Raw genomic sequence first — 22,681 nt, 5'->3', positions numbered from 1 at the left:
AAGATACCCCCAGCTGCTGATCACGCCTTCTTGCGGATGCCGATGGCGAGCAGCGCGGCCGGCACTACGAGCAGCGAGTAGTACGCGGTGACCGCCGGGTCGAACCTGGGCCCGAAGTTCGTGGCGACACCCATCGCCGTCACCACGCAGCAGACGGCGCCGGCGACCGGGCCGATGAGCCGGGCCGCCCAGGTGAACGCCGCGACGGCCGCGAGCAGCAGCGGGACGGTGTACACCAGCATCATCGTCGGGGTGCGCAGCGTCGAGTACTGGTTGACGATCACCCAGCACACGATGATCGACGCGACGCTGGCGGCGACGCTGAGCGCACGCAGGGCGCCCGGGGCCGGCACGGTGCGGTCCCGGCCGGCGTCGCCCACGCCCGGTTCCGGCCGCTCCTGCCGCTCCTGCCGCTCCTGTCCGTCGTCGTCCACGGAGGCGGGCACCGCCGAGGGCGCCAGCACCGACAGCGGCACGGAGGACGACACGGACGCGGGGGCAGCAACCGGCCCAGACAGCGGCCCAGACAGCGGTGCCGAGACAGGAGCGGAGACCGGCTCAAACGGCGGCACAGAGACCGGCGCGGAGGCGGAAGCTGCGTCTGTACGCGGCGCCGAGACGAGGTCTGACGGTGCCGGCCCGGCAGCCGGTCCCGCGGCGGGGGCGGCGGCCGGCAGGGCGCCCTGGGCGACGACCAGCTCCGGCTGCTCGAGCAGCGTCGGCGCGATCCCGGTCGCCCGGTGCAGCAATGTCGCCACCAGCGGTGTCCGGCTCCCCCCGCCGACCAGGAACACCCCCGCGATCTGGTCCGGCTTGGCGCGGGACTCGCGGATCGTGGCCAGCGTCAGGTCGACCGTGCGCTGCAGCAGCGGCCCCGCCGCCCGCTCGAACTCGTCGCGGGTGACCAACACGTCACGGCGCAGAGCGGTGACGTGGAACCCGGCCGAAGGCTGGCGCGACAGCGCCTCCTTGGTCTCCCGCGCGTCGTCCCAGAGCGCCCGGTGCTGGCGGCGCCCGTCGGCGTCGCCCGGCTCGGTCGCCCCCCGCCACGCGGACGCCTCGCCGTCGGTCACGGTGCCGCCGGCGTGCGCGACCACCAGCGCGTCGAGGTCCAGCCCGCCGAGGTCGTCGAGGCCGCGGTACGCCAGCGCCTCGAACGCCGACCCGGTGCGCCGCACGACGCTGACGTCGAACGTGCCGGCGCCCAGGTCGTACACGACGACGGCCTGACCCGCCTCGACCCGCGTCCCCGCGGCGAAGTTGGTGGCTGCCGCGACCGGCTCCGCGACCAGGTCGACGTCGCCGAGCCCCGCCTCCGAGCACGCATCGGTCAGGATCGCCCGCCGGGCCGGCCCCCACGTCACCGGGTGCGTGACGGTGACCGACGCCGGGCGGCCACCGGCGGCCCGGGTGGCCTCACCCAGCACCCGGCGCAGGGTCGCCGCGACGAGCTCCGCCACCGGCACCTCACGGTCGCCGAGCAGCACCTCCGGCTCGTCGATGCGCCGCTTCGGGTTGGGCTCGAACCTGCTCGGGTCGAGCCGGGCCGCCCGCACGGCGTCCCGCCCGGTCAGCAGCCGCCCGTCCGTCTCCGCGTACACGGCGGAGGACAGCAGCGGCGACGAGTCGAACAGCAGCGGCTGGGTCCGCCCATCGGGCCACGCCAGCAGCGCGACGGTGCTCGATGTGCCGTAGTCGACGGAGAGGTGCACGCCCATCCGCGCAGCGTATTGATCACACAGCGCCCCGTCCTCCGACGAACGGCGGTTTCTGCACGACCGCGAGACGGTTACCGGCGCGGATCTCCGTCGGCCCTCAGCCGGCCCTCAGCCGGTGCGCGCCGTACGTTGCGCGAATGGACGGGACACCGCCGGAGCGGCTCTGCGCCCACCGCGGCGCCCCCACTGACCACGGCGGCGCTGGTCGGCCTCGCCCCGGCGCTCGGCATCCACCCGACCGGCCGGCAAGGCCGCCGCGCGGGCGGAGGTGGCTCAGACGGCGAGGCGGTTGTAGATGCAGGTCGGGTGGTGGTCGCCGTCCGACGGGCGCAGCGGGCAGCCGGCGCACGCCGGAGCGGTGCGGGACAGTTCGGTGTCGCCGGAGCGGCGCATGAGCACGCCGTCGTGCCAGTGGTATGCGGCCAGGGTCTCGTCCTCCAGGAGCATGCCGCACGCGAAGACGGCGCCGGAGGGCAGGAACTGCAGGTTGGTGCGGTCCTGGACGGCGCACGCGCCGGGGTCGGCGCCGGGGACGGGGAAGTCGAAGGCGATCTGGCAGTCGACGGTGAAGGACTGGCGGGCCGGTCGGTAGGCGGCGACGACGTCGAGGACCTCGCGGCGCCAGGCGGCGGCCGGGACGGACTGGTCGGCGGCGTGTGACGCGCCGCGGCCGACGGGTGAGAACCAGTGCATGTTGAGCCGGCCGGCGCCGGAGTCCTCGGCGTAGGCGAGCATCTCCGGCACGAGGTCCACGGTGTCGGCCAGGACGGTGCAGTTGAGGTCGAACGGCACCCCGGCGGCGCGCAGGTCGGCGACGGTGGCGACGGCGTCGGCGAAGGCGCCGCGGCCGCGCAGGCGGTCGACGACGGCGGCGGACGGCGCGTCGAGGCTGACCGCGACCCGGCTCAGCGACGAGCGGACCTCGGGCAGCGCGGCCCGGAACTGGCGGCTGCCGTTGGTGACGGTGCGGACCCGGATCGGGGTGGCGGCGGTGTCCCGGACGATCGAGGTGAACTGCGGGTGCAGGGCCGGCTCGCCGCCCAGGACGGTGATCTCGGTGGCGGCGCCGGCCGCCCAGGCGACGATCGCGGCGACGGCCGCCGGGGTCATGTGCTGGGTCCGGTCGAAGTACGCGTCGGGCAGGAAGCAGTAGGAGCAGCGCCGGTTGCACCGCGAGGTGATGTACAGGTCGATGCTGTCGAGCTTGAAGTCCGACGCCGACAGCCCGGGGTCCGCGGCGGAGGGCGCGAGGTCCGACGCCGCGAGCCCGAGGTCCGAAGCGTGCGCGGCCGGTGCGGAAGCCGCCGGAGGGGCGGCGGGCACCGGTGCGGAGAGCCGGGTCACGCGGCGAATCATGCCATCGTCCCGGGGCCGTCCGTGGCCGAACCGGTCAGCGCGGCTTGAGCGAGTCGCGCTCGGCGAGCTCGAGCACCGCTCGGCGCTCGTCGTCGTCGCCGGTGCGGATCACGCTCGCCGGGCTGCGGAAGCCCAGCGCCGGGTGCAGGTCGCGGGCCCACGCCCGGGCGACGCTGCCCAGGTCGAAGAGCCGCTGCACCTCCAGGACGCAGTGCAGCCGGCGGCGGGTCGCGGGGTCGTGGACGGCGGCCTCGGCGGACCAGCCGGGCAGCGGCGCGGCGAGGCCGGCGCCGAGCAGGTAGGCGAGCAGGTCGGGCCCCCAGACCTGCTCCGCGGTGTCGAGCAGGGCGAGGTCGTCGACGTCGGCGGGGGAAGCGCCCATGTCCTCGACGGTACCTTCGCCCGCGCCGTGACGCATGGGCCGATCAGACCGAGTCACGCGAGGCGCCATCCAACCGGGCGGTCAGACCGCCTCGTGCATGAGCAACGCCGCCACCTCGCGGGCGAGCAGCCTGACCGTGCCGGCCCGCAGGCGGGGGTCGAGCAGCGCGGCGCGGATGGTCTCCCACGAGTCCAGCAGCCGGCCGTCGTAGGACAGCGGTGGGCGGTTGCGCAGGTACCGGTGGAGCACGACCGCGTGCTGCACGATCCAGTGCAGGTAGTGGTCCTCCCGGTCCCAGCTCTCCAGCCGCATCGCCTTGCGCAGGTGGTCCTCGACCTCGCGGAAGCTGCGGGCGCCGAGCATCCGGGCGTCCTGGCGGACGTTGGCCATGACGGGGTGGAAGAGGTGCCCGACGGCGTCGGGGAACGTGTCGTGCCACTGGTCCCACATGACCGACTCGTCCTCCCCGCCGAGGGTCATGACCGCCTCGGGACGGGTGTCGCGCAGCAGGTACTGCAGGTACGCCCAGATCGCCGGGGTGCTCATGAGCCGCTCGGCGCGGGTGGTGCGGATCTGCGCGCCGGCCATCGCGTCGTCGATCTCCAGGTCGACGGCGCCGGGGAACGCCTTCGCGGCGCGGGCGACGTCGAGGATCATCCGGTCGCCGCGGTAGTACTCCAGCTGCACCGCCCACGGGTGGGTGGGGCGGCGCAGCAGCTCCGGGTCCTGGAGGCGCTCGGCGACCCGGCCGGGCGAGCAGAACGACATGAGCGAGTCGACCTCGGGCGACCGGGCTCCCTCGACGAGGGCGAACCAGCGCTCGACCTCGTCGGTGAAGCGGGCCCGCCAGCTGCGGGTGTGCTGGTCGCCGGCGAGGTCGTCGAAGCACAGCACGACCCGGACGCCGCGCGCGGACAGCGCCGCCGCGACGGTCGCCTGCACGGCGTAGATGAGGGTGGGCTGGCGCAGGCGTACCGGCCAGAAGACGAGGTCGAGCGGGGTGTCGGGGGTGTCGTCGAAGCGCCGCCAGCGGAACTCGTAGTCGAGCTGGCGCAGCAGCTCCACCGCCGACGGGCGGGTGCCGAGGACCGCTTCGAGCGTCGGCAGGTGGACCCGGTGCAGCGCGGTCCCGGCGGGTGCGACGCCTGGCGGGACGGGGGCGGCGGGCGCCGCGGACGGGGGTGGGGTGGGCGGCAGGGTGGCGAGGCCGCGGCGTACCGCCGGGAAGAGCCGGTCGACGTCGACGCCGGTGTAGATGAGGGCGGCGCGGGCCGGGGACGCGTCGTCGTCGTGCCGGGCCCACAGCACGTCGGCCTGCTCGTGCACGGCGCGGGTGAGGGCGTCGTTGCGGCCGGGCGGGTAGCCGGCGACGCAGATCGTGTCGCCGCGCAGCGCCTCGTGCAGCGCGCTCAGGATGACGGGGTCGTCGGCGCGCAGCGGCTCGGGGTCGTGCAGCAGGGCGCGTTCGTCGGACTCGGAGGTCGGCCGCCAGTACCCGTGCAGGTGCAGCACGTCGATGCCGTCGGCGGGGCCGAGCGGGCCGGCGAACGTGCCGTCGCGGTTGAGGGTCAGCGCGCGGGCGGTGCCGCCGGCGCGGCGCACGGCGATCTCGATCAGCGGGTCGAAGTTGGTGGTGATGACCCGGCGCTGGAAGCGGTCGGGCAGGCCGGCGAGGAGCTCGCCGACGGCGATCACCCCCGGTGGCAGCGACCACGCGTCGCGGTCGTCCTCGAGCTGCACGCCGCGGTGGTATCCGACGCGCTCCCAGCTCGCCGTGGTGGCGCGGTCCGGCCGGTACGCCTCCAGGGTGGCCCGCTGCACGACGATGTCGAACTCGACCGGCGACAGCCACTCGGCGAACGTCCTGCGGTAGGCGGCGTAGAGGGCGGCGTCGCGGCGGGTGGCGCGCAGTCCGGCGAGGGCGGCCTGCAGGTCGCTGTTCTGCAGCGCCTGCGCGACGAACTCGTCGGCGAGGTCGACCATCCGGTCCACCCCGGGCACCACCCGCGCGGTGAGGCCCGAGCCGAGGACGAGGGTGATGTCGCGGCCCTTACGGATGGTGGTGACGAGCCGGTTGACGAGGCTCTGCTCAGTTCCCGTCATCTGCTCACCGCGCGTGCTGCGGGTCGGCGAGCCAGGTGACGAGGTCGGTGTCGGTGTCGACCAGGTGGCCCGCGGCGAGCTCGGTCTCCAGCTGCTGGGGGCGCCAGCCGAGGTAGCCGACGAAGAGGTACGCGGCGGAGACCACGGCCTCGGCGAGCGCCGGGTACGCGTCGAGGGGCACGACGACGAGCTCTCGCCCGAGCACCCGCCAGCCGTCGGGCGCGGTGTAGCCGGGGCGCAGCAGCCCGAGCAGCAGGATCACGTCGCGGACGGGGCCGCCGTCGAGGACCGCGTGGACGTGCAGGGACCCGGCGAGCTCCTCGCCGAGCACGTGCGCCGGGGAGCGCGTCGCGGGCCGGTCCAGCCGCACGCCGATGGCGCCCTCGATCGGCGAGTGGGCCAGGATCGCGACGTCCCCCGCCAGCTCAGGGTCGGCGACACCAGGTGCGCCCGGCGCGCCGCGCAGGACCCGCCCGACGAGCGAGCTGTCGAGCCGGGGTGTCTCAGGTTCCGCGGGCTGCGGCGGTACAGCGGGAAGGCGCTGCGTGGCGGCGTTGTGGACGATCGGGATGCGGTCGCCGCCGTTGCGGGCGCGCAGCTCGGGGATGGGGCGGCCGCGGGCCCGCTGCACGCGCCGGATCTCGTCGTGCAGCGTGCCGAGGTCCAGCAGCGGCGGGCCGCCCGCGACGCCGTCGCGCAGCAGCTCGACGAGCGCGCCGGTGAACGCGGTCAGCGGCTCGTCCGGCGGCGCGAGGGCGATCCGGTTGCCGGACGCGGCGACGAGCACGCAGCTGCGGTCGATCTCGACCTGGGTGGCGAGCGCGGCGTCGTCGTCGGCGCCGAGGCCGGGGATGGCGCGGCCGGCGTAGCAGCAGTCGAGGATGACGACCCGGTGGGCGCTGCGGCTGCCCTGCACGAGCCGCCGCACCCAGTCGAACGGCACCGCGCTGGAGTACGCGGAGTCGGGCATGGTCTGCCCGACCGCGAGGTGCAGCACGCCGGTGTCGGGGTCGATGACGCCGTGGCCGGCGAAGTAGAGCAGCAGCAGGCCCGACACGTCGACCTCGGCGGCGGCGCGCCGCATCACGGCGTGGACGTCGCGGGTGGTCTCCGGGTTGTGCACGACGCGGCACGCGTCGGGGTCCAGGCCCCACCGGTGCGGGTCGACCAGCACGTCCCGCAGGGCGGTGAGGTTGTTGGTGACGGCGGGGATGGCCGGGAAGTTGTCGTAGGTGCTGGACCCGACGAGCACCACGCGCGAGCGCCGCGCGTCGGAGAGCTGCGTCAAGGCACCGACCCTTCATAGACCCTCGTCGTCGGCACCGAGAGTATATGATCCGCGCCACTGGGTGCGCGTCACCCGGCCAGGTCGGGCTCCTTGCCGTCGACGAAGTCCACGACGGCGGCGACGACCGCGGGCTCCCGCAGCAGCCGCCGGTGGCCGAGTCCGGTGGTGACGTGCAGCCGCGCCGACGGCCACGCCTCGGCGATCGCGATCCCGTCCGTGACGGGGATCGACCGGTCCGCACGGTCGTGCACGATCAGCGTCTGCGGCATCTGTACGGCGCTGCCGATGGCCGGCACGTCGAAGTGGTGCATCGGGGCCCCGACCCGCCGCTCGACGCGCCGGGACAGGCGGGTCAGGGTCCGGTCGCCGAAGCCGAGGACCCGGGCGAAGTAGCGGGCGTAGGACGCGGGGCTCGCCATCGGGGCGATCATCGCGACCCGCCCCGCGCGCAGCCCGTCGCACAGGGCGACCGCGGCGGCGACCGAGCCGAGCGAGTGGGCGACGATCGCCTCGGCGGGGCCGTGCTCGGCGACGACGGCGTTCAGGGCGTCGGCGAACTCCGGGATGGATGAGGACCGCGGCCCGAACCTGCCGGGTGCCGACGCGCCGTGGCTGGGCGCGTCGAAGGCGATCACCCGGAAGCCGCGCTCGACGAGCCCCGGCACGAAGGGCTCCAGCTGGCCGCGGTGCCCGGCCCAGCCGTGCAACAGGTACACGTTGGGGCCCGCGCCCCAGGTGGCGCCCTCGACGGCGACGCCGCCGACGTGGACGGTGAACGGGCTGCCGGCGGTCGACAGCCGCGCGGTCTGCCTGGGCAGGCGGAACCAGATCCGCTCCGCCCACCGCGCGCCGACCGACGGCGCGGCCCACTCCAGGAAACCGAACGCGAGCCGCAACGGGCGCGGCGCTCGAAAAAACCGATCGTTCGTGCTTTTTTGCGCAGCCAGGACAGCGGTCATGACGACTCCTCGGGAAGGTCAGCTACGGGCGCGGTCGAGCAGGGTGTCGAGGGCGAGCCGGGCGCGCGGCTCGGCATGCTCGTCCTCGAGCAGATGGAACGCCTGGTGGAAGACGAGCAGGATGCCGTTGAACTCGTACGCGGCCTGGCCGGGGTCCAGGTCCGCGCGGAACGCGCCGTCGGCGATCCCGGCCCGGAACATGGTGGAGATCATGTCGATCATGTCGCGCTCGCCGCGCACGACCTCCTCGCGCACGACGCCGGGCTGGTGGTGGAACTCGGCGGCGGCGGTGACGAACAGGCAGCCGCCGGGCGCCGCCTCCCACCGCAGCCAGCCGTCGAACAGCACGCGCAGGCGCGGCTCGCCGCGGGGCGCGCCCAGCGCGGGGCGCACCACGTGGTCGACGAACCGGGTCCGCGCGTGCTGCAGCACCTGGACCTGCAGCGACTCCTTGGACTTGAAGTGCCCGAAGAGCCCGCTCTTGGACAGGGCCGTGCGCTCGGCGAGGGTGCCGATGGTCAGCCCGCCGAGGCCGACGGCCCGCGCGACGCTCGCGGCCTCGTCCAGCACGGCGAGCCGGGTCTCCTCACCCTTCCCCATGCGCTAAGAAAAGCACGACCGTGCGGATCACGCAAGCGGCCGGCTCAGGCGGCCGCGGCCAGCCACAGGTCGGCGGGGCTGCCGAGGCGGGTCGACTCCACGGACACCTGCCGATACGCGGTGGCCGTCGTCGAATGGGCGAGCATGCCCCGCACGCCGTGGAGCTGGAGCGCCGTGCGGCTGGCCAGCTGCGCGTGTTCGGCCAGCGCCGCCAGTACCGACGCCGCCGACGCGTCCTCGTCGCGGTCGAACTGCCAGGCGGCCCGGTGCAGCACGAGCCGCCACCCGTCGCCCTCCCCCACCAGCGTCGCCAGCCGGTGCGCCACCGTCTGCCGCTCGACCAGCGGCCGGCCGGACTGGACGCGGGTGTTGACGTGCGCGCGGGCCACCTCGAGGATGCGGTCGGCGACGCCGAGCAGCAGCGCCGCCTGCCGGAGCCGGGCCGCGTCGAGGGCCCGCCGCCACCGCTCCTCGGTGATCGGCAGCGGCTCGGCAGGTGCGCCGTCGAAGCGGATCCGGGTGGCGGGCGTGCCGAAGTGCTCGAACGCGTCCACGAGGCAGGTGGCGGGGTCCGGCAGGACGAGGTGCCACCCTTCGTCGGTGCGCACCACGCACAGCCCGGCGGTGCCGCGCGGCAGCGGCTCCGACTCGCCCCACAGCGTGCCGTCGCCCTTCACCCGCACGCCGGACGGGCCGCGGGCGCCGATCACGACGCCGTGGCTGGTGCCGTCGAGCAGCCCGCTGAGGATGTCGGCGGGGATGTCGGCCGGCACGTCGGCGCCGTCGAGCAGGTCGAGGGCGAACGCGGTGTCGCGGTAGCAGGCGAGGGGCTGCAGCGCGTGGCCGAGCCGGTCGTTGATGACGATGTCGGCGCCGAGGCCGAGCGCGGCGCCGCCGAGGCTCGCGGGCGCGCTGAGGGCCGGCACGCCGATCGTCCCGAGCTGCTCGGACAGGTCGCCGGTGCGGGTGAGCACCGCGTCGACCGCCTCCCGCAGCCGCTCCTGCACGGGGTCGAGCGCCGGTCCGGGCGCGGGTGCGGCGGCACCGCCCGCGTCGTACACCCGCGCGCTGCTCAAGATGTCGATCATGACCTCGGACGCCCCGCCGGAGATGGTGACGCCGGGCGACTCGCGCAGCGCCGCCTCGAGGATGCGGTCACCGGCGCCGGGGCCGGGCACGAGCACGTCGGGGCCGAGCGCGTCCAGGGCCCACCAGGCGATCCGCTGGCCGGTCTCGCTGCAGTGCCACTTCGCGAACGAGGACTCGGCGATGTCGGCGTTGCCGTCCTGCAGGTTCTGCATCACCTGGCAGCTGAGCAGCTTGCTGGCCGCGAGGCGGGTGCGGTGCTTGGCGAGGCCGACCCGGGTGACGTCGCCGGGGCGGCGGCCGTCGGCGTCGAGCCGCTCGGCGATCATGTTGAGCCAGTGCCGGCCGCGCGCGTAGTAGTCCAGGCCGGTGCGCTCCGCGGCGAACATCTGCGTGATCAGCGACCAGCCGGCGCCCGGCTTGCCGAACACCGCGTCGTCGCCGACGCGCACGTCGGTGAACCAGATGTCGTGGAACTGCTCGTTGGCGAGGCTGGGGATCGGGCGGATCACCACACCCGGCGCGTCGAGCGGGACGAGGAACAGGGTGATGCCCTCGTACTGGCTGCTCTGCGGGTCGGTGCGCACCGCGATCAGCGCGAAGTCCGCGTAGGCGCTCTTGAGGTTGTACGTCTTGCGCCCGTTGATGACCCAGCCGTCACCGTCACGGACCGCGGTCGTCTGCAGCGCGGCGAGGTCGGAGCCGTTGGTCGGCTCGGTGAAGAGGATGCAGGCGGTCGTCTCGGCGCTCGCCATCGCCGGCAGCAGGGTCTTGCGCTGCCGCTCGTCGCCGGACGCGAGGATCAGCGAGCCGACGTTCTGCACCGAGATGCAGTACAGGTTCTGCGGGATGCCGTGCGCGACGAGCTGCTCCAGCAGCGTCACGGTCGCGGTGTAGTCGAGGCCGCGGCCGCCGTACTCGACAGGCCACGAGGGCGCGAGGATGCCGGCGGCGCCGAGGTGCCGGTAGAGCGGGCGGACGTCGCCGTCCATCCCGTCGGCGCGGGCATGGACGTCGTGCAGCAGCCGCGCCGTCTCCGGCGACCTCAGCACCCGCTCGACCTCGGCGGCGAAGTCGGCGGTCTCCTGGGGAACATCGAAATCCATGCTCAGGCTCCTTAAGCAACGTCAGAACGCGTCAGACGCCACGGAGTGCGGCGTGGGCCTCCCGCACGATCCGGGCGTGGTGCTCGGTGAGGAAGAAGTGCCCGCCGGGCAGGACCGAGAGCGCGAACGCCCCCGACGTCTGCTCGCCCCACGGGGCCATCGCCGACGGCGGCACGCCCGGGTCGCTGTCGCCGCACCAGGCGGTGACCGGGCACGACAGCTGCGGTCCGGGCGCCATCCGGTAGCGCTCGATCATCGAGAAGTCCGCCCGGAGCATCGGCATCAGCAGGTCCAGCAGGTCGTCGTGCTCGAAGACCGCGTTGTCGGCGGCGCCGTAGTCGCGCAGCATCTCGATGAACTCGGCCCGCGGCAGGTCGCTGACCGGCTCCCGCGGGCGCACGATCGGCGGCGCGGGCCGGCCCGTCACGAACAGGTGCCGCACGGGACGCCCGGCGGTCTTGAGCCGGCGGGCGACCTCGAAGGCGAGGATGGCGCCCATGCTGTGCCCGAAGAGCACGGTCTCGGTCGGCTCGCCGGCGATCACCTCGGCGAGGTCGTCGGCAAGGCCGGCCAGGTCGCTGACGGGCTGCTCGGCCATCCGGGCGCCGCGCCCCGGCAGCTGCACCGGCACCAGCTCGATCCGCCCGGTGAAGTACTTCTCCCAGGCGGCGTAGTAGGTGGCGGAGCCGCCCGCGAACGGGAAGCAGTAGAGGCTGTGGGTCGCGGTGACCGACCGGAACCGCTGGTCGAACCACGGCGCGGTGGTCTGCGGGATGCTCACAGCGCGGCCGCCACCTTCCGCGGCGTGAAGCGCACCGGCAGGCTCTTGTACCCGGGCACGAAGTGCGACGCGACGTGCTGGACCTCGCCGGCGATCTCGACGGTGTCGACCAGGTCGAGCATCTCCTCGATGAAGATCTGCAGCGTCACCTTCGCCATCCCGGCACCGATGCAGTAGTGCGGGCCGACGCCGAACGCGAGGTGCCGGTTGGGCCGGCGGGTCAGGTCGAAGGTGTACGGGTCCTTGAAGACCCGCTCGTCGCGGTTGGCGGAGCCGAGCCACGCGCTGACCGGGTCGCCGGCCTTGATGGTCTGCCCCTGCAGCTCCACGTCCTGGATGGCGTAGCGCATGAGCGCGGTGACCGGCGACGCCCAGCGCAGCACCTCGGCGAGGGCGATCTGGATGTCGTCGCGGTTGTCGCGCAGCCGCTCGAACTGCTCCGGGTGCTCGGCCCACTGGTTGAACAGGGTGCACAGCGTGTGCGGCGTCGTCACGTTGGCGCCGATGAGCAGCACGTACCCGTTGACCATCGCCTGCTGCTCCGACATCGGACCCTCGGTCAGGTCCATGTTGCGCATCCTGCCGATCGCGTCGGGGTTCTCGGCGCCGCGCTCGCGCTTCGCGAACTGCTCGCGGAACGCCTCGAACATCTGGTGCCGGGCCTGCCGGACGGTCGACATCGCGTTGCCGGAGGCGTAGGTCGGGTCCTCGTACGCGATCGTCATCATCACCACGTGCATGAGGTGCTCCCAGTCCTGCGGGGGCAGCCCCATCAGCGTGCCGGTGATCGACATCGCGAACATCATCGTGTCGTGGGCGATGTCGTGGACGTCCTTGTCGATCGCCCGCCGGATCGCGTCGCGGGCCAGCCCGCGGATCAGCTCGTCGTGCGTCTCGACCAGCTCCGGCGCGAACGCCGGGTTGAGCGGCTTGCGCAGCTCGCCGTGGCGCGGCGGGTCGGTGTCGGCGAGCATGTCGTCGGTGGCGATGTCGGGCGTGTTCAGGTCCAGGACGCTGAGGATCGTGCCGCGCCGGGAGGAGAACTCGGTCGGGGTGCGCAGCACGCGGGTGACGTCGTCGTGCCGGGTCACCACCCAGAACGGCTCCCGGCCGCCGCCGGGGTCCGCCTTGTAGACCGGCGCCACCTCACGCAGGTGCGCCCACAGCGCATGCATGTCCGTCACGGCGTGGAATGCGGAGTCGAGCAGATCGGGGTCGTCGAACTGCACCGGACAGAACGGCGGCGTTGAGATGATCATCAACCATGCCTTTCGCTGGCGGAGTGTCGTATGTGTCGACTGTCGCCCAAGGCAACAGTAACTGCGCAGTATGTGTGCGGCAACTCAGGGAACCCGGATCCGTCGATGAAACAGCTGCTCGTAGAACGGCAGGTGGTGCTCGTAGTAGCGGCGCAGCAAGGGATCCGTCTCGACCGTCCGCTCGTAGGCGCGCTCGGTGCGCCGGACGGTGGAGCTCTCGCTGACGTCGGTGTGCCAACGCGCCGACTGCCGCCACTCGGGTCGCTCCCCCGGCTGCCATTGCAGGACGTCCTCGCTGAACGGCAGGCCCACGGCGTCGCAGTACGCCCGCACCGTCGCCCCCGGACGGTCGACGAGGTCGTCGGAGTCGATGACGATCGGCTCGCCGCCCGCGTCGAGCACCGTCTGATGGATGCGGTGCAGGTACTCGACGCCGACCTCGTGCAGCGCCATCTCGGGGCGGATCGCCGCGTAGGACGGGATGATCTCGCGCGGGTCCCGCAGCAGGAACGCGTGCCGCGCGCCCTTGAGGAAGTCCTCGCGGGCGAAGACCTCGTCGTAGCGGCAGTCGGTGGTGTCCTTGAAGAAGACCATCGCGCCCGCCGACAGGTCCAGCAGCACGTCCATCAGCTCGTCGGGGGTCCGCGCGACGCGGTCACCGGCCTCGGTGCGGCCGTCGTTGGCGATGTTGCAGAAGGGCTCGTGCACGGCGAGAAGGTCGTCGCGCTCCAGCATCATCCGGAAGAACACGGTGGACCGCGAGCGCGGCGCGCTCCACAGTGCCAGCAACGACTGGGTCATACCGACTCGACCTCCTCGATGGTGCCGAGCGCCCAGTCGACGATGCAGCCCGCGACGTCCACGTCGGTGGCGTCGATGGCGCCGTGGAACTCCGGCGTGTGGTTCACCTCGTTGGCGAACAGGCGGCCTTCCTGGTCGATGAGGATGTCGACGCCGAGGAAGCCGCCGCCGACCGCGTGCGCGGCGGCCACGGCGAGCTCGTTGAGCTCGTCGGTGATCGGGCACGGCGTCGGCGCGCCGCCGATCGCGGTGTTGGTGCGCCAGTCGTCGACGGCGTTCTTGTAGATCGCGCAGACCACCTCGTCGCCGGCCACGTAGGACTTGATGTCCTTGCCCGGCTTGTCGATGTGCTCCTGCAGGTAGTACACGTGCTGCTGCGGGTTGGGCAGCGCGGCGCGGTGCTCCAGGATCGCCTGGCCCTGCTCCTCGTCGTGGACCCGCGCCGTCAGGTTACCCCACGAGCCGGTCACCGGCTTCGCCACGAGGGGGTAGCCGAGCTTCGGCATGACCTCCAGTGCGGCGCCGGTGCCCCAGGCCACGGCGGCCTGCGGGATCGGCAGGCCGGCGTTGTGGAACGCCAGGGTGGTGCGCAGCTTGTCACCGCACGTCTCCAGCACCGGCGGGCGGTTGAGCGTGGGGACGCCGAGCGCGTCCAGGGTCGAGGCGACCGACGCGGCGCGGCTGTGGCTGACCTCGCGCATGAGCGCCGCACGGAACGGCGGGCGCCCGTCGGCGAGCATGACCGTCAGCTTCCGGGGGTCCACGTGCTCGTGGTTGACCCCGCGCGCCTGCAGGGTCTGCAGGATCAGCCGCTCCTCCCGGCGGACCCGGGAGGCGACGACGGCGATCGGCATGTCTGTGGTGTCCACGATGGCCTCTCTGATCGGCCCGGCGGCGTTCAGGCCCTCCGGGACAGGGCGTCCGCGGTGCGGTCCAGCTGCTCGATGGCGACCTCGAGGCGGCGGAGCAGCTCGGTGCTGTGGGCGCGCAGCTCGGCGGGGCGGTGCCGGTCCCAGACCCGCGAGTGGGCGCCGGTCATCCGCACGCCGGTCCAGCCGTGCGCGACGGCGTTCACCCGCGCGGCGGCCTCCGTGAGGTCGAGGCTCTGCAGGGCGAGGCCCTGCCGGCGCAGGAACTCCGCGTGCAGGCCCGCCTGCGCCTGGATGTTCCAGCTGATCACGTACAGCTCGCTGAGCGCGACCTCGGCCGCGCCGGACCCGGGCGGCAGCGCGCACAGCTCGTCGAGGTAGTCGCGCAGGCCGTCCACCCCGGACAGGGTGTCGCCTTCCGACGGCCGCCGGAAGCGGGCGACGTTCTCCCGGATGACGTCCGCGGTCCATGCGCGGTCCGGCTCCGGCACGGGTCCCCGCATGCTCGCGTGCAGCCACCGGCGGTCGCTGGGGCTGGCGCTGAAGAACACGTCGCCGTCGTCGGCGGGGTTCGCCGAGCCCCAGCTCGCCATGAAGTCCGCGATCGGGATCGGGCCCTGGAACGCCGGCGGCTGGGCGTCGGACACGAACACCTCGGTGTCCGTGATCCGCCACACCACCAGCAGGTGCGCGGCGTGCACGTCGTGGAAGGCGGGCCGGAACGGCAGGTGGAAGTTGTCCACCGCGGCGATCGGCAGCACCCCGGCCGCGAGCGCGTCGCGCAGCTCGTCCAGGCCGTCTCCATCCTGCGAGGTGCTCCGGTGCCAGCTCGACTCGAAGGGGTGGAAGAGCGCGAGCCGCTTGGCGAGGGAGTCCGGCTCGGCGTGGTAGTAGTACTCCTCGGTGGTCCAGGCGCCGGCCTTGCGGCGGAACTCCCACGGCGCGCCCAGCACGGTGACCGGGTCGTGCCCGTCGTGCAGGAGCACGGTCGCGAGCGTGCCGTGCAGGCAGCTGCCGAGGTCGCGGGTCCACAGCCGGACCTCGTCGAGGGTGCGGGTCGACATCATGCGGCGACACCGCCCGCGAGCCGGACGTCGACGCCGGTCACCAGCGTGACCGCGAAGACGTGCAGGGCGACCAGGCGCGGCAGGCGCAGCGCGGTGGCGACGCCGTGGCGCGGCATCCCGATCCGCGACAGCCACATCGTCGTCGGCAGCCCCTGCTGTACGTGGTGCGGGTAGTGCATCTTCCCGGTCTTGAACGCGGGCTCCTCGCCGAACGCGGGCGTGCCGTCCAGGAAGTCCGAGACACCCACCCGCAGCGGGTCGGCGTATCCGTCTTCGTAGTGCGCCCAGAGGATGTCCTCGCTGCGCCGCTCGGAGGCGGCCAGCAGGTAGATCCAGTCGTAGCGGCCCGGCGGGACCTCGATGACCTGCCCCTCGGCGCGGACGTTGTCGCCGCCGGCGTGGACGTCGGGCCACACGAACGGGATGCCGGCAACCTCGATCACCGTGCGCGGCGCGGGCAGCTCCCCGGCGGGGAACGAGTTGCCCCACGCGTTGAGCCGGCCGAGCCCGAGGTCCTCGACGCTCGTCGTCGCCCGGTTGTTGAGCAGGTCGTCGATGCCGATCAGGCAGAACTCGGGGCGCGCCGTCGAGGCCGGCAGCCGCCGCACGACACGGCCGGGAGCGCTGGAAACCTGGCTGCTCATCGAACCCTCCAATCAGAACAGCGACAGTGCCTGCAGGGAGCTGTGCGTGCGCCCGTTCACCTCGGTGAGGTCCTGCACGGTGTTGAAGTCGACGATCATCGTGTCGCGCCAGCCGGGCACGGACCGGTCCTCGGTGCGGATCTCGCTGACGGCGTGCTCCATCGTCGTGTCGGACAGCACCAGCGCCTCGAGCGGCTCGGTCATGGTGACGCTGTGCTCGACCCGCTCCTCGCCGCGGCGGAAGACCTGGCTCTCGCCGCCGACGCAGTGGTGCCGGCCGATCAGGTGGATCGCCACGTACTCGTGCCCGTCGGAGTGCCGGCCCTCCGGCGCGGGCTCCGAACCCTCGTCGGGCTCGGCGATCACCCGGATGAAGTGGACACCGAGCTCCCAGTCGCGGTCGCCGGCCGCCTCGTTCACCAGGCCGACCGACTCCTGCAGGATCTCGCTGAAGCGGCAGCTGGTGAGGGCCTTGTCGGTCAGCGGCTCGAAGACGCGCAGCTGGTCGCCGAACGCCCGGTTGATCTGCTTGCTCTGGAAGAACTCGGTGCCCAGCAGCGGTTCCAGCGTGCCGTCGCGGTGGGCGAGCACGCGGCCGTAGCGGCGGTTGCGGCGGCACCGCGCGGGGCCGAGGTAGGCGTCCGGGACCAGGTCGTCCCAGGCGGCCGTGAAGCGGTGCCAGTCGTCTCCTTCGGTGGGCAGCGGCAGCCGGCCGTGTGCCCAACCGTGACGCGCGACGTCACCGGCGCGGAGGTCCTCGGAACTGTCCATCAGTGGCTCCCCTCGATGGGTCGACGTGGGCGTATACGCACACTCGGGGGCTCTACAGTCAATGCCTAGAGAATACTATGAACTCTACATCGTGTCTTGTTGACTGTCGGAGCATCTTCGCTGATACGACGGGCCCGGGACTGGTGGGTCGCACCGTCCCGGGCCCGGTGGGACCGGGACGGCGAGGTCATCACCGTCCCGGTCCCGTCTCATGCGGCGGCTACCGGGGTCTCCGCCCGGACCGGGGGCACCTGCCTGGTCAGGCTCGGCGTCCCGTCGGTCCCGGGCCCCTCGGAAGGAGGCGTCTCCGAGGCGCCCCCGGCAGCCGCGTCCTGGGCCTCCCCCTTTGCCTGTTCCTGTGCCGACTCCTGAGCCGGCTCTTCCGCCGCGCCGCCGACCTCGCCCGCGAGGAACTCGGCGAGGGCGCGGACCGTCGGGTTGCTCCACAGGATCGTCGGCGGCAGATCCACCGCGAACGTGCGGTGCAGCCGCACCCGCAGCGCCACGGTGAGCACCGAGTCGACCCCGAGCTCCAGCAGCGGCCGGTCGATCGCGATGTCCTCCGGCGCCAGGTTCAGCTCGGCGGCGACCTGCTCGTGCGTCTCCGCCGTCACCTTCTCCACCAGCTCGTCCGCGGGGACCGTCGCCCAGTCGACCGCGCCGCCGCCGGTGTTCTCCGCCGCGGCGTCGGTCACCGACAGCTGCGAGAACACGGGCAGGGTGTGGCCGGGCATGACCCGCATGACGGTGACGTACGGCAGCGCGTAGCGGTCCGCGTAGCTCCAGCTGCGCAGCGCCTCGCTGACGGTGATGCCGCCCAGGCCGCGCGACTCGGCCTCGAGGATCGTGGCCTTGCCGGTGGTCTCGCCCATGCCGCGGCCGATCCACTGCGCCCACGCGAAGCTCGTCGAGCCGATCTCGCCCTGCGAGCGCCGCAGCGCGGCGAGCGCGTCCAGGAACGAGTTCGCCGAGGCGTAGCTGACCTGGCCGGTGAGCCGGGCGAACTGCCCGCACGAGGAGAACATCGTGAAGAAGTCCAGCGTGCCGGCCGGGTACAGCCGGTGCAGGACCATCGCGCCGTCGGCCTTCGGTCCCATGGTGGTGTCGAGGTTCTCCGCCCTGGTCTTCTCCACCAGGGCGTCGGAGACCACGCCGGCGCAGTGCACGATGCCGCGCACGGCCGGCATGTCCAGCGAGCCCGGGTCGAGGGCCTTGGCGGTCGCCTCCGGGTCGGAGATGTCCAGCCGCAGCACCCGTACCGTGGCACCCGCCGCCTCCAGGGCGACGACCTCGGCGATCTGTGCGGCCACGGCCGGGTCGGTCACGCCGTCCCACTCCGAGCGCGGCGGCAGCCCGCGGCGGCCGACCAGCACCAGGCGGCGGGCGCCCTGCTCGACCAGGTGCCGCGCGGCCTCCAGACCGAGCGCGCCGAGACCACCGGTGACCAGGTAGGTGCCGTCGGGACGGCAGTCCACCGGCTCCCGCTCGGCGGGCCGCTCCAGCCGGCGCAGCCGGGCCGCGGACAGCCCGTCCGCCGTGCTGGACAGCACGTCCTCGTTGGGCGGCAGCGCACCGATGACGCCGGCGACCGACGCCAGATCGACGCTGCCGTCCACGTCGACGGTGCCGCCCCACAGGTCGGGCCGCTCACCGGCGACGATCCGGCCCGCGCCCCACAGCGGGGCGTGCGCCAGCGCGCCTTCCGTGCCGCCCTGCCGGACCCCACGGGTCAGCGCCCAGATGGTGGGCCGCTTCTGCTCGTCCTCGATCGCGGCGACCCGCTGGACGGCGTCGACGAGCGCCTGCGCGCAGCGGCGGGCCGCCTGCTCGGGCGCCTCGTCCGGCAGCAGCGCCGGCGGGGCCACGATCACCACGTCGCCGCCGGCCAGCAGGCCGTCACCGATCGCGGCCGGGTCCGTCGTCGCGCGGGTCTCGACACCGCGGGCGTTGAGCGCGTCGACGAGCGCGGAACCGCCTTCAGGCTGCCCGAGGAGCAGCGCCTGCCGCGGCTGCGGCGCGTCGGCGCGCACCTCGACCGGCTCCCAGGTCAGCTCCTGCACCAGGTCGCGCGGGCCGACCGCACCCGAGCCGATGTCCTGCACCTTGACGTAGCGCAGCCCGCGGGCCTCGCACACGACGGTGCCGGTCTCGTCGGCCACCTGCATGTTGATGGTGTCCGGCGTGCGCGGGTCCCGCGTGGTGTGCACGAAGATCCGCGGCGGCGGCGCGCCCTTGAACTGCAGCGACTCCAGGTGCGAGCAGGTCCGCAGCACGGTCGAGTCCTCGGTCATCACCAGCACGCCGCTGGCGGTGAGGGCGGCGTCGACAACCGCGGTCCAGCTCGACGGGTGCAGCTTCGGCGTGTGGTCGACGGTGACCGTCGCGATCTGCTCGTCGTCGCCGCGCAGCAGCTCCTCGACGACCCACGGGAACGTGTAGCCGTCGACACCCATCGCGCGGAAGATGCCGTCGACCTTCGCCCACGTCCACGACACCGGGCAGCGGGCACGGATCGTGTCCACGTCCTCCAACGGCGTGGTGCCGACCTCGGGCTCCGGCACGACGGTCGCGGTCGTGTGGGTCAGCCACTCGTCGTCCCGGACGCCGCCACCGGCACCGCCGGCGCCGTCCTCGCGCTTGATGCGGCTGGCGAGCCGGACCTTGTCCTGCTCCATGACGACCTGCACGATGCGGGTCGGGTGCGCGGCGAGGGGGATGCGGAACACGATGTCGCGCAGCCCGTAGGGCACGTCGCCGTCACCGGCGGCGGCACCGATGAACGAGTTGAGCACCACCGAGGCCGGCACCGTCTCCACGCCGACGACCTTGTGCGACTGCGCGTAGGGCCGGTTGTCCATGTTCAGCTCGGTCTGCCAGACCCGCTGCACGGGGGCGCTGGCGACGGTGGTGTGCCCGCCGATCAGCGTGTGCTTCTCCGGGTCGTGGCCGACGCCCGCGTGCTCGGACGGCGTGTCCGGGAAGATCCAGAACGGCTTGTGCTGCCACCGTACGGCCGGCACGTCGACGAGCTCGCCCGCGTACGACCAGCGCACCGGGCTGCCCAGGCAGTGCAGGCGGGCCAGGTTGGTCAGGACGGTGCGCTGCTCCGGCTGCTCCCGGCGCAGCGTGATGGCGACCTGCGCGTCGGAGACGCCGGCGTCGATCGCGGTCTCGCTGATCGAGTGCGCCACGACCGGGTGCGAGGACACCTCCAGGAACACCCGGGCGCCGTCGTCGAGCGCGGCCCGCACGGCCTGGTGGAAGCGCACCGGGTCGGCCAGGTTCGTGGCCCAGTAGTCGCCCTCGCGGGCGGCGCCGGAGCGCGGGTCCGCCATCGCCGTGCTGTACAGCGTCACCTGCGGCGGGCGGGCGTGCAGCTGTGCCGCGGCCCGGCCGACCTCCGCCAGGACCTCGCCCCGCACGTGCGGTGAGTGGAAGGCGACGTCGGTGTTGACCTTGCGGGCCTGGATGCCCTCGCCCGACAGCTCCGCCACGAACGCCTCGACCGCGTCGATGTCGCCGGAGACCACTGTGGACAGTGGGCTGGCGGCGATGCCGGCGACGACCCCGTCGCGGCCCGCCAGCCGCTGCTCGACGTCGGCGAACGCCATCGGCACCATCGCCATCGCGCCCTGCCCGGCGACCTGCTCGAGGGCCTTGGCCCGGCGGCAGGCGAAGCGTGCCGCGTCGATCCGGTCGAGGCTGCCGGCGGCGACCGCGGCGGCGATCTCGCCGACGGAGTGCCCGATGATCGCGCCGGGGACCAGGCCCAGCTCCGACCACACCTCGGCGAGCGCGACCTGCATCGCGTAGGTCATCGCCTGGGTGCGGGTCACCGTCCACGGGCCGCCGGCGTCGATCGCCTCGCGCGGGGTCCAGCCCAGCTCCTCGGCGAAGACCGGGCCCAGCTCGTCGATCACGCGGGCGAACGCCGGCTCGGTGGTGAGCAGCTCCTGACCCATCCCGGCCCACTGCGCGCCGTGCCCGGAGAACACCCAGACGGGTCCGTCGGCGCCGCTGTCACCGAACGCGCGCGCGGCGCCGGTGACGGCGTCGGGCGAGTGCTCGCCGTCGGCGAGCGCGTCGAGGGCCTCGATGAGCTCGTCGGCGCCGGCGGCCACCACCGCGGCCCGGCGGGCCAGGTGCGAGCGGCGCTCGGTCAGCGTGTGGGCGAGCGAGTCGAGGTCGGCGCCGCGGTTGGTGCGGACCCAGTCGGCGACCGCGCCGGCCAGCCCGCGCACGCCCTGCTCCGAGGCGGCCGAGATCGGGAAGACCCACGGGCGGGCGGTCCTGTCGCCGCCGTGGCCGTTGGCGGACGGGCGGGTCGCCGGGGCCTGCTGCAGGATGGCGTGCGCGATCGAGCCGCCCACGCCGTAGCTGGAGACACCGGCGCGGCGGCCGTGCGCACCGGCGCGCCACGGGGTCGGCTCGCCGACCAGGCGCATCCGGTTGTCGTCCAGGCCCAGCTCGGGGTTGACCTCCTCGTGCGGGCTGGGCGGCAGCTCACCGTGCTGCATGCCGAGCAGCACCTTGATGACGCCGGCGATGCCGGAGGCGGCCTCGACGTGCCCGACGTTGGGCTTGAGGGTGCCGATCAGCAGCGGGTCGTCGCTGTCCCGGCTGGGGCCGAAGACGCTGCCGATGGCCTTCGCCTCGGCCGTGTCGCCCAGCTGGGTGCCGGTGCCGTGCGCCTCGACGTACTGCACCGTGTTGGGGTCGATGCCGGCCCGCTCGTAGGTCTCCTGCAGCATCCGCTGCTGGGCCTCGCTGTTGGGGGCCATCATGCCGTCGGAGCGGCCGTCCTGGAACACACCGCTGCCCATGACGAGCCCGTAGATCGGGTCGTCGTCGCGGACGGCGTCGGACAGGCGCTTGAGGACGACGACGCCGCCGCCCTCACCGCGGCCGTAGCCGTCGGCGGCCTTGTCGAACGCCTTGCTGCGCCCGTCCGGCGACGTCGCGGACGCCGCGTCGAGCGCCACCACGAGCGCCGGCGACGACATGATGTTGATGCCGCCGACGATCGCGACGCTGGTCTCGCCGGTGCGCAGGGCCTGGCACGCGACGTGCAGCGCGGTCAGCGACCCGGCGCACGCGGTGTCGACCGCCATGCTCGGACCGTGCGCGTCGAGGAAGTACGAGATCCGGTTGGCGATGCCGTAGAAGGTGGTGCCGTTCACGGCCCAGGCGCCGGTGCGGTCCAGGTCCTCCAGGAGCCGGCGGCCGTAGTCGTTGGTGTTCGCGGCCACGTAGACACCGGCGTCGGTGCCGGCGAGCGAGGTCGGCGGCAGCCCGGCGTCGCACAGCGCCTCCCAGGCCATCTCCAGCATGATCCGCTGCTGCGGGTCGATGTACTCCGCCTCGCGCGGGGTGATCTGGAAGAACTCCGCGTCGAAGCCCTCGATGTCCTGCATGAACGAGCCCTTGCGGGTCGTCTGGCGCAGGATCGCGCGGCTCTTCGGGTCGGCCTCGTAGGGGTCCCACCGCCGGGCGGGCATCTCGCCGACGGCGCTGCGCCCGGCCCGCAGGAACTCCCACAGCTGTCCGGGTGTGTCGAGGTCGGGGGCGAAGCGGCAGCTCATGCCGATCACCGCGAGCGGCTCTTCGGTGTTTTCGGGGTTCGTGGTCTCCGGCGTGTGCACCATCTCAGCCAACGTGAACACCTCCTTCGGCGACGACCGCGCGGCGCAGGCTCAGCGGGCGCAGGTCGGTCCATACCTCGGCGATGTGCGCGAGGCAGTCGTCCTTCGGGCCGTCGAAGCCCTCGGTGGCCCAGCCGTCCGGGACGTCCTGCCCGGCGGGCCAGATCGAGTACTGGTCCTCGTGGTTGCGCACCACGAGATACGTGCGCTCGTCCGTGCTCACTGTCACTCCCATCGTTTCGGTCTCGT

17 protein-coding genes are annotated in these 22,681 nt (G+C 73.4%); all 17 read right to left on the bottom strand.

What is annotated here, in order from left to right; genetic code table 11:
• Positions 1–20: 20 nt before the first annotated feature.
• On the bottom strand, positions 21–1,718 hold the full coding sequence (locus ABD332_RS42420) for an Hsp70 family protein (RefSeq protein WP_344509565.1): 1,698 nt from the start codon (positions 1,716–1,718) through the stop codon (positions 21–23).
• A 273-nt stretch (positions 1,719–1,991) separates the two neighbouring features.
• Positions 1,992–3,062, bottom strand: coding sequence for a radical SAM protein (locus ABD332_RS42415; protein WP_344509563.1), 1,071 nt, complete (start codon positions 3,060–3,062; stop codon positions 1,992–1,994).
• A gap of 46 nt (positions 3,063–3,108) precedes the next feature.
• Positions 3,109–3,456, bottom strand: coding sequence for a hypothetical protein (locus tag ABD332_RS42410; RefSeq protein WP_344509561.1), 348 nt, complete (start codon positions 3,454–3,456; stop codon positions 3,109–3,111).
• Positions 3,457–3,537: 81 nt separating this feature from the next.
• The gene (locus ABD332_RS42405) at positions 3,538–5,559 is read right to left on the bottom strand and encodes a hypothetical protein (protein WP_344509560.1); all 2,022 of its coding nucleotides are present in this window, start codon (positions 5,557–5,559) and stop codon (positions 3,538–3,540) included.
• A 4-nt stretch (positions 5,560–5,563) separates the two neighbouring features.
• Positions 5,564–6,847, bottom strand: a complete 1,284-nt coding sequence (locus ABD332_RS42400) for a YqgE/AlgH family protein (protein ID WP_344509559.1) — start codon at positions 6,845–6,847, stop codon at positions 5,564–5,566.
• A gap of 68 nt (positions 6,848–6,915) precedes the next feature.
• Entirely contained in the window at positions 6,916–7,806 is an 891-nt protein-coding gene (locus ABD332_RS42395) for an alpha/beta fold hydrolase (RefSeq protein WP_344509557.1), read from the bottom strand.
• Positions 7,807–7,824: 18 nt separating this feature from the next.
• The gene (locus ABD332_RS42390) at positions 7,825–8,406 is read right to left on the bottom strand and encodes a TetR/AcrR family transcriptional regulator (RefSeq protein WP_344509555.1); all 582 of its coding nucleotides are present in this window, start codon (positions 8,404–8,406) and stop codon (positions 7,825–7,827) included.
• A gap of 44 nt (positions 8,407–8,450) precedes the next feature.
• The gene (locus tag ABD332_RS42385; RefSeq protein ID WP_344509553.1) at positions 8,451–10,598 is read right to left on the bottom strand and encodes an acyl-CoA dehydrogenase family protein; all 2,148 of its coding nucleotides are present in this window, start codon (positions 10,596–10,598) and stop codon (positions 8,451–8,453) included.
• Between the two features lie 31 nt (positions 10,599–10,629).
• Positions 10,630–11,379 (bottom strand): thioesterase II family protein, encoded by a 750-nt coding sequence (locus ABD332_RS42380; RefSeq protein WP_344509551.1) that lies wholly within the window; start codon positions 11,377–11,379, stop codon positions 10,630–10,632.
• Complete coding sequence (locus tag ABD332_RS42375) at positions 11,376–12,638, bottom strand: cytochrome P450 (RefSeq protein WP_344509548.1); 1,263 nt, start codon at positions 12,636–12,638, stop codon at positions 11,376–11,378. The genes ABD332_RS42380 and ABD332_RS42375 overlap by 4 nt, the downstream gene beginning before the upstream one ends.
• 84 nt (positions 12,639–12,722) lie before the next feature.
• Positions 12,723–13,439: a sulfotransferase-like domain-containing protein gene (locus ABD332_RS42370; RefSeq protein ID WP_344509546.1), complete on the bottom strand. Its 717-nt coding sequence runs from the start codon at positions 13,437–13,439 to the stop codon at positions 12,723–12,725.
• On the bottom strand, positions 13,436–14,308 hold the full coding sequence (lysX, locus tag ABD332_RS42365) for a lysine biosynthesis protein LysX (protein WP_344509544.1): 873 nt from the start codon (positions 14,306–14,308) through the stop codon (positions 13,436–13,438). The genes ABD332_RS42370 and lysX overlap by 4 nt, the downstream gene beginning before the upstream one ends.
• A gap of 29 nt (positions 14,309–14,337) precedes the next feature.
• Positions 14,338–15,375 carry a BtrH N-terminal domain-containing protein gene (locus ABD332_RS42360; protein WP_344509542.1) on the bottom strand — a complete coding sequence of 346 codons (1,038 nt, stop codon included), beginning with the start codon at positions 15,373–15,375 and terminating at the stop codon, positions 14,338–14,340.
• The gene (locus ABD332_RS42355; RefSeq protein WP_344509540.1) at positions 15,372–16,019 is read right to left on the bottom strand and encodes a hypothetical protein; all 648 of its coding nucleotides are present in this window, start codon (positions 16,017–16,019) and stop codon (positions 15,372–15,374) included. Before ABD332_RS42355 ends, ABD332_RS42360 begins: the two co-directional genes overlap by 4 nt.
• 12 nt (positions 16,020–16,031) lie before the next feature.
• Positions 16,032–16,790: a 2OG-Fe dioxygenase family protein gene (locus tag ABD332_RS42350; protein ID WP_344509538.1), complete on the bottom strand. Its 759-nt coding sequence runs from the start codon at positions 16,788–16,790 to the stop codon at positions 16,032–16,034.
• Positions 16,791–16,999: 209 nt separating this feature from the next.
• Entirely contained in the window at positions 17,000–22,435 is a 5,436-nt protein-coding gene (locus ABD332_RS42345) for a type I polyketide synthase (protein ID WP_344509754.1), read from the bottom strand.
• Between the two features lies 1 nt (position 22,436).
• A complete protein-coding gene (locus ABD332_RS42340; RefSeq protein WP_344509536.1) occupies positions 22,437–22,661 on the bottom strand; it encodes an MbtH family protein in 225 nt (74 codons plus the stop codon).
• Positions 22,662–22,681: the final 20 nt, after the last annotated feature.

The organism is Dactylosporangium maewongense (assembly GCF_039531485.1).
Classification (GTDB): domain Bacteria; phylum Actinomycetota; class Actinomycetes; order Mycobacteriales; family Micromonosporaceae; genus Dactylosporangium; species Dactylosporangium maewongense.
Note: the sequence above shows the minus strand (reverse complement) of the source record. Positions and strands in the feature narration are given on the sequence as shown.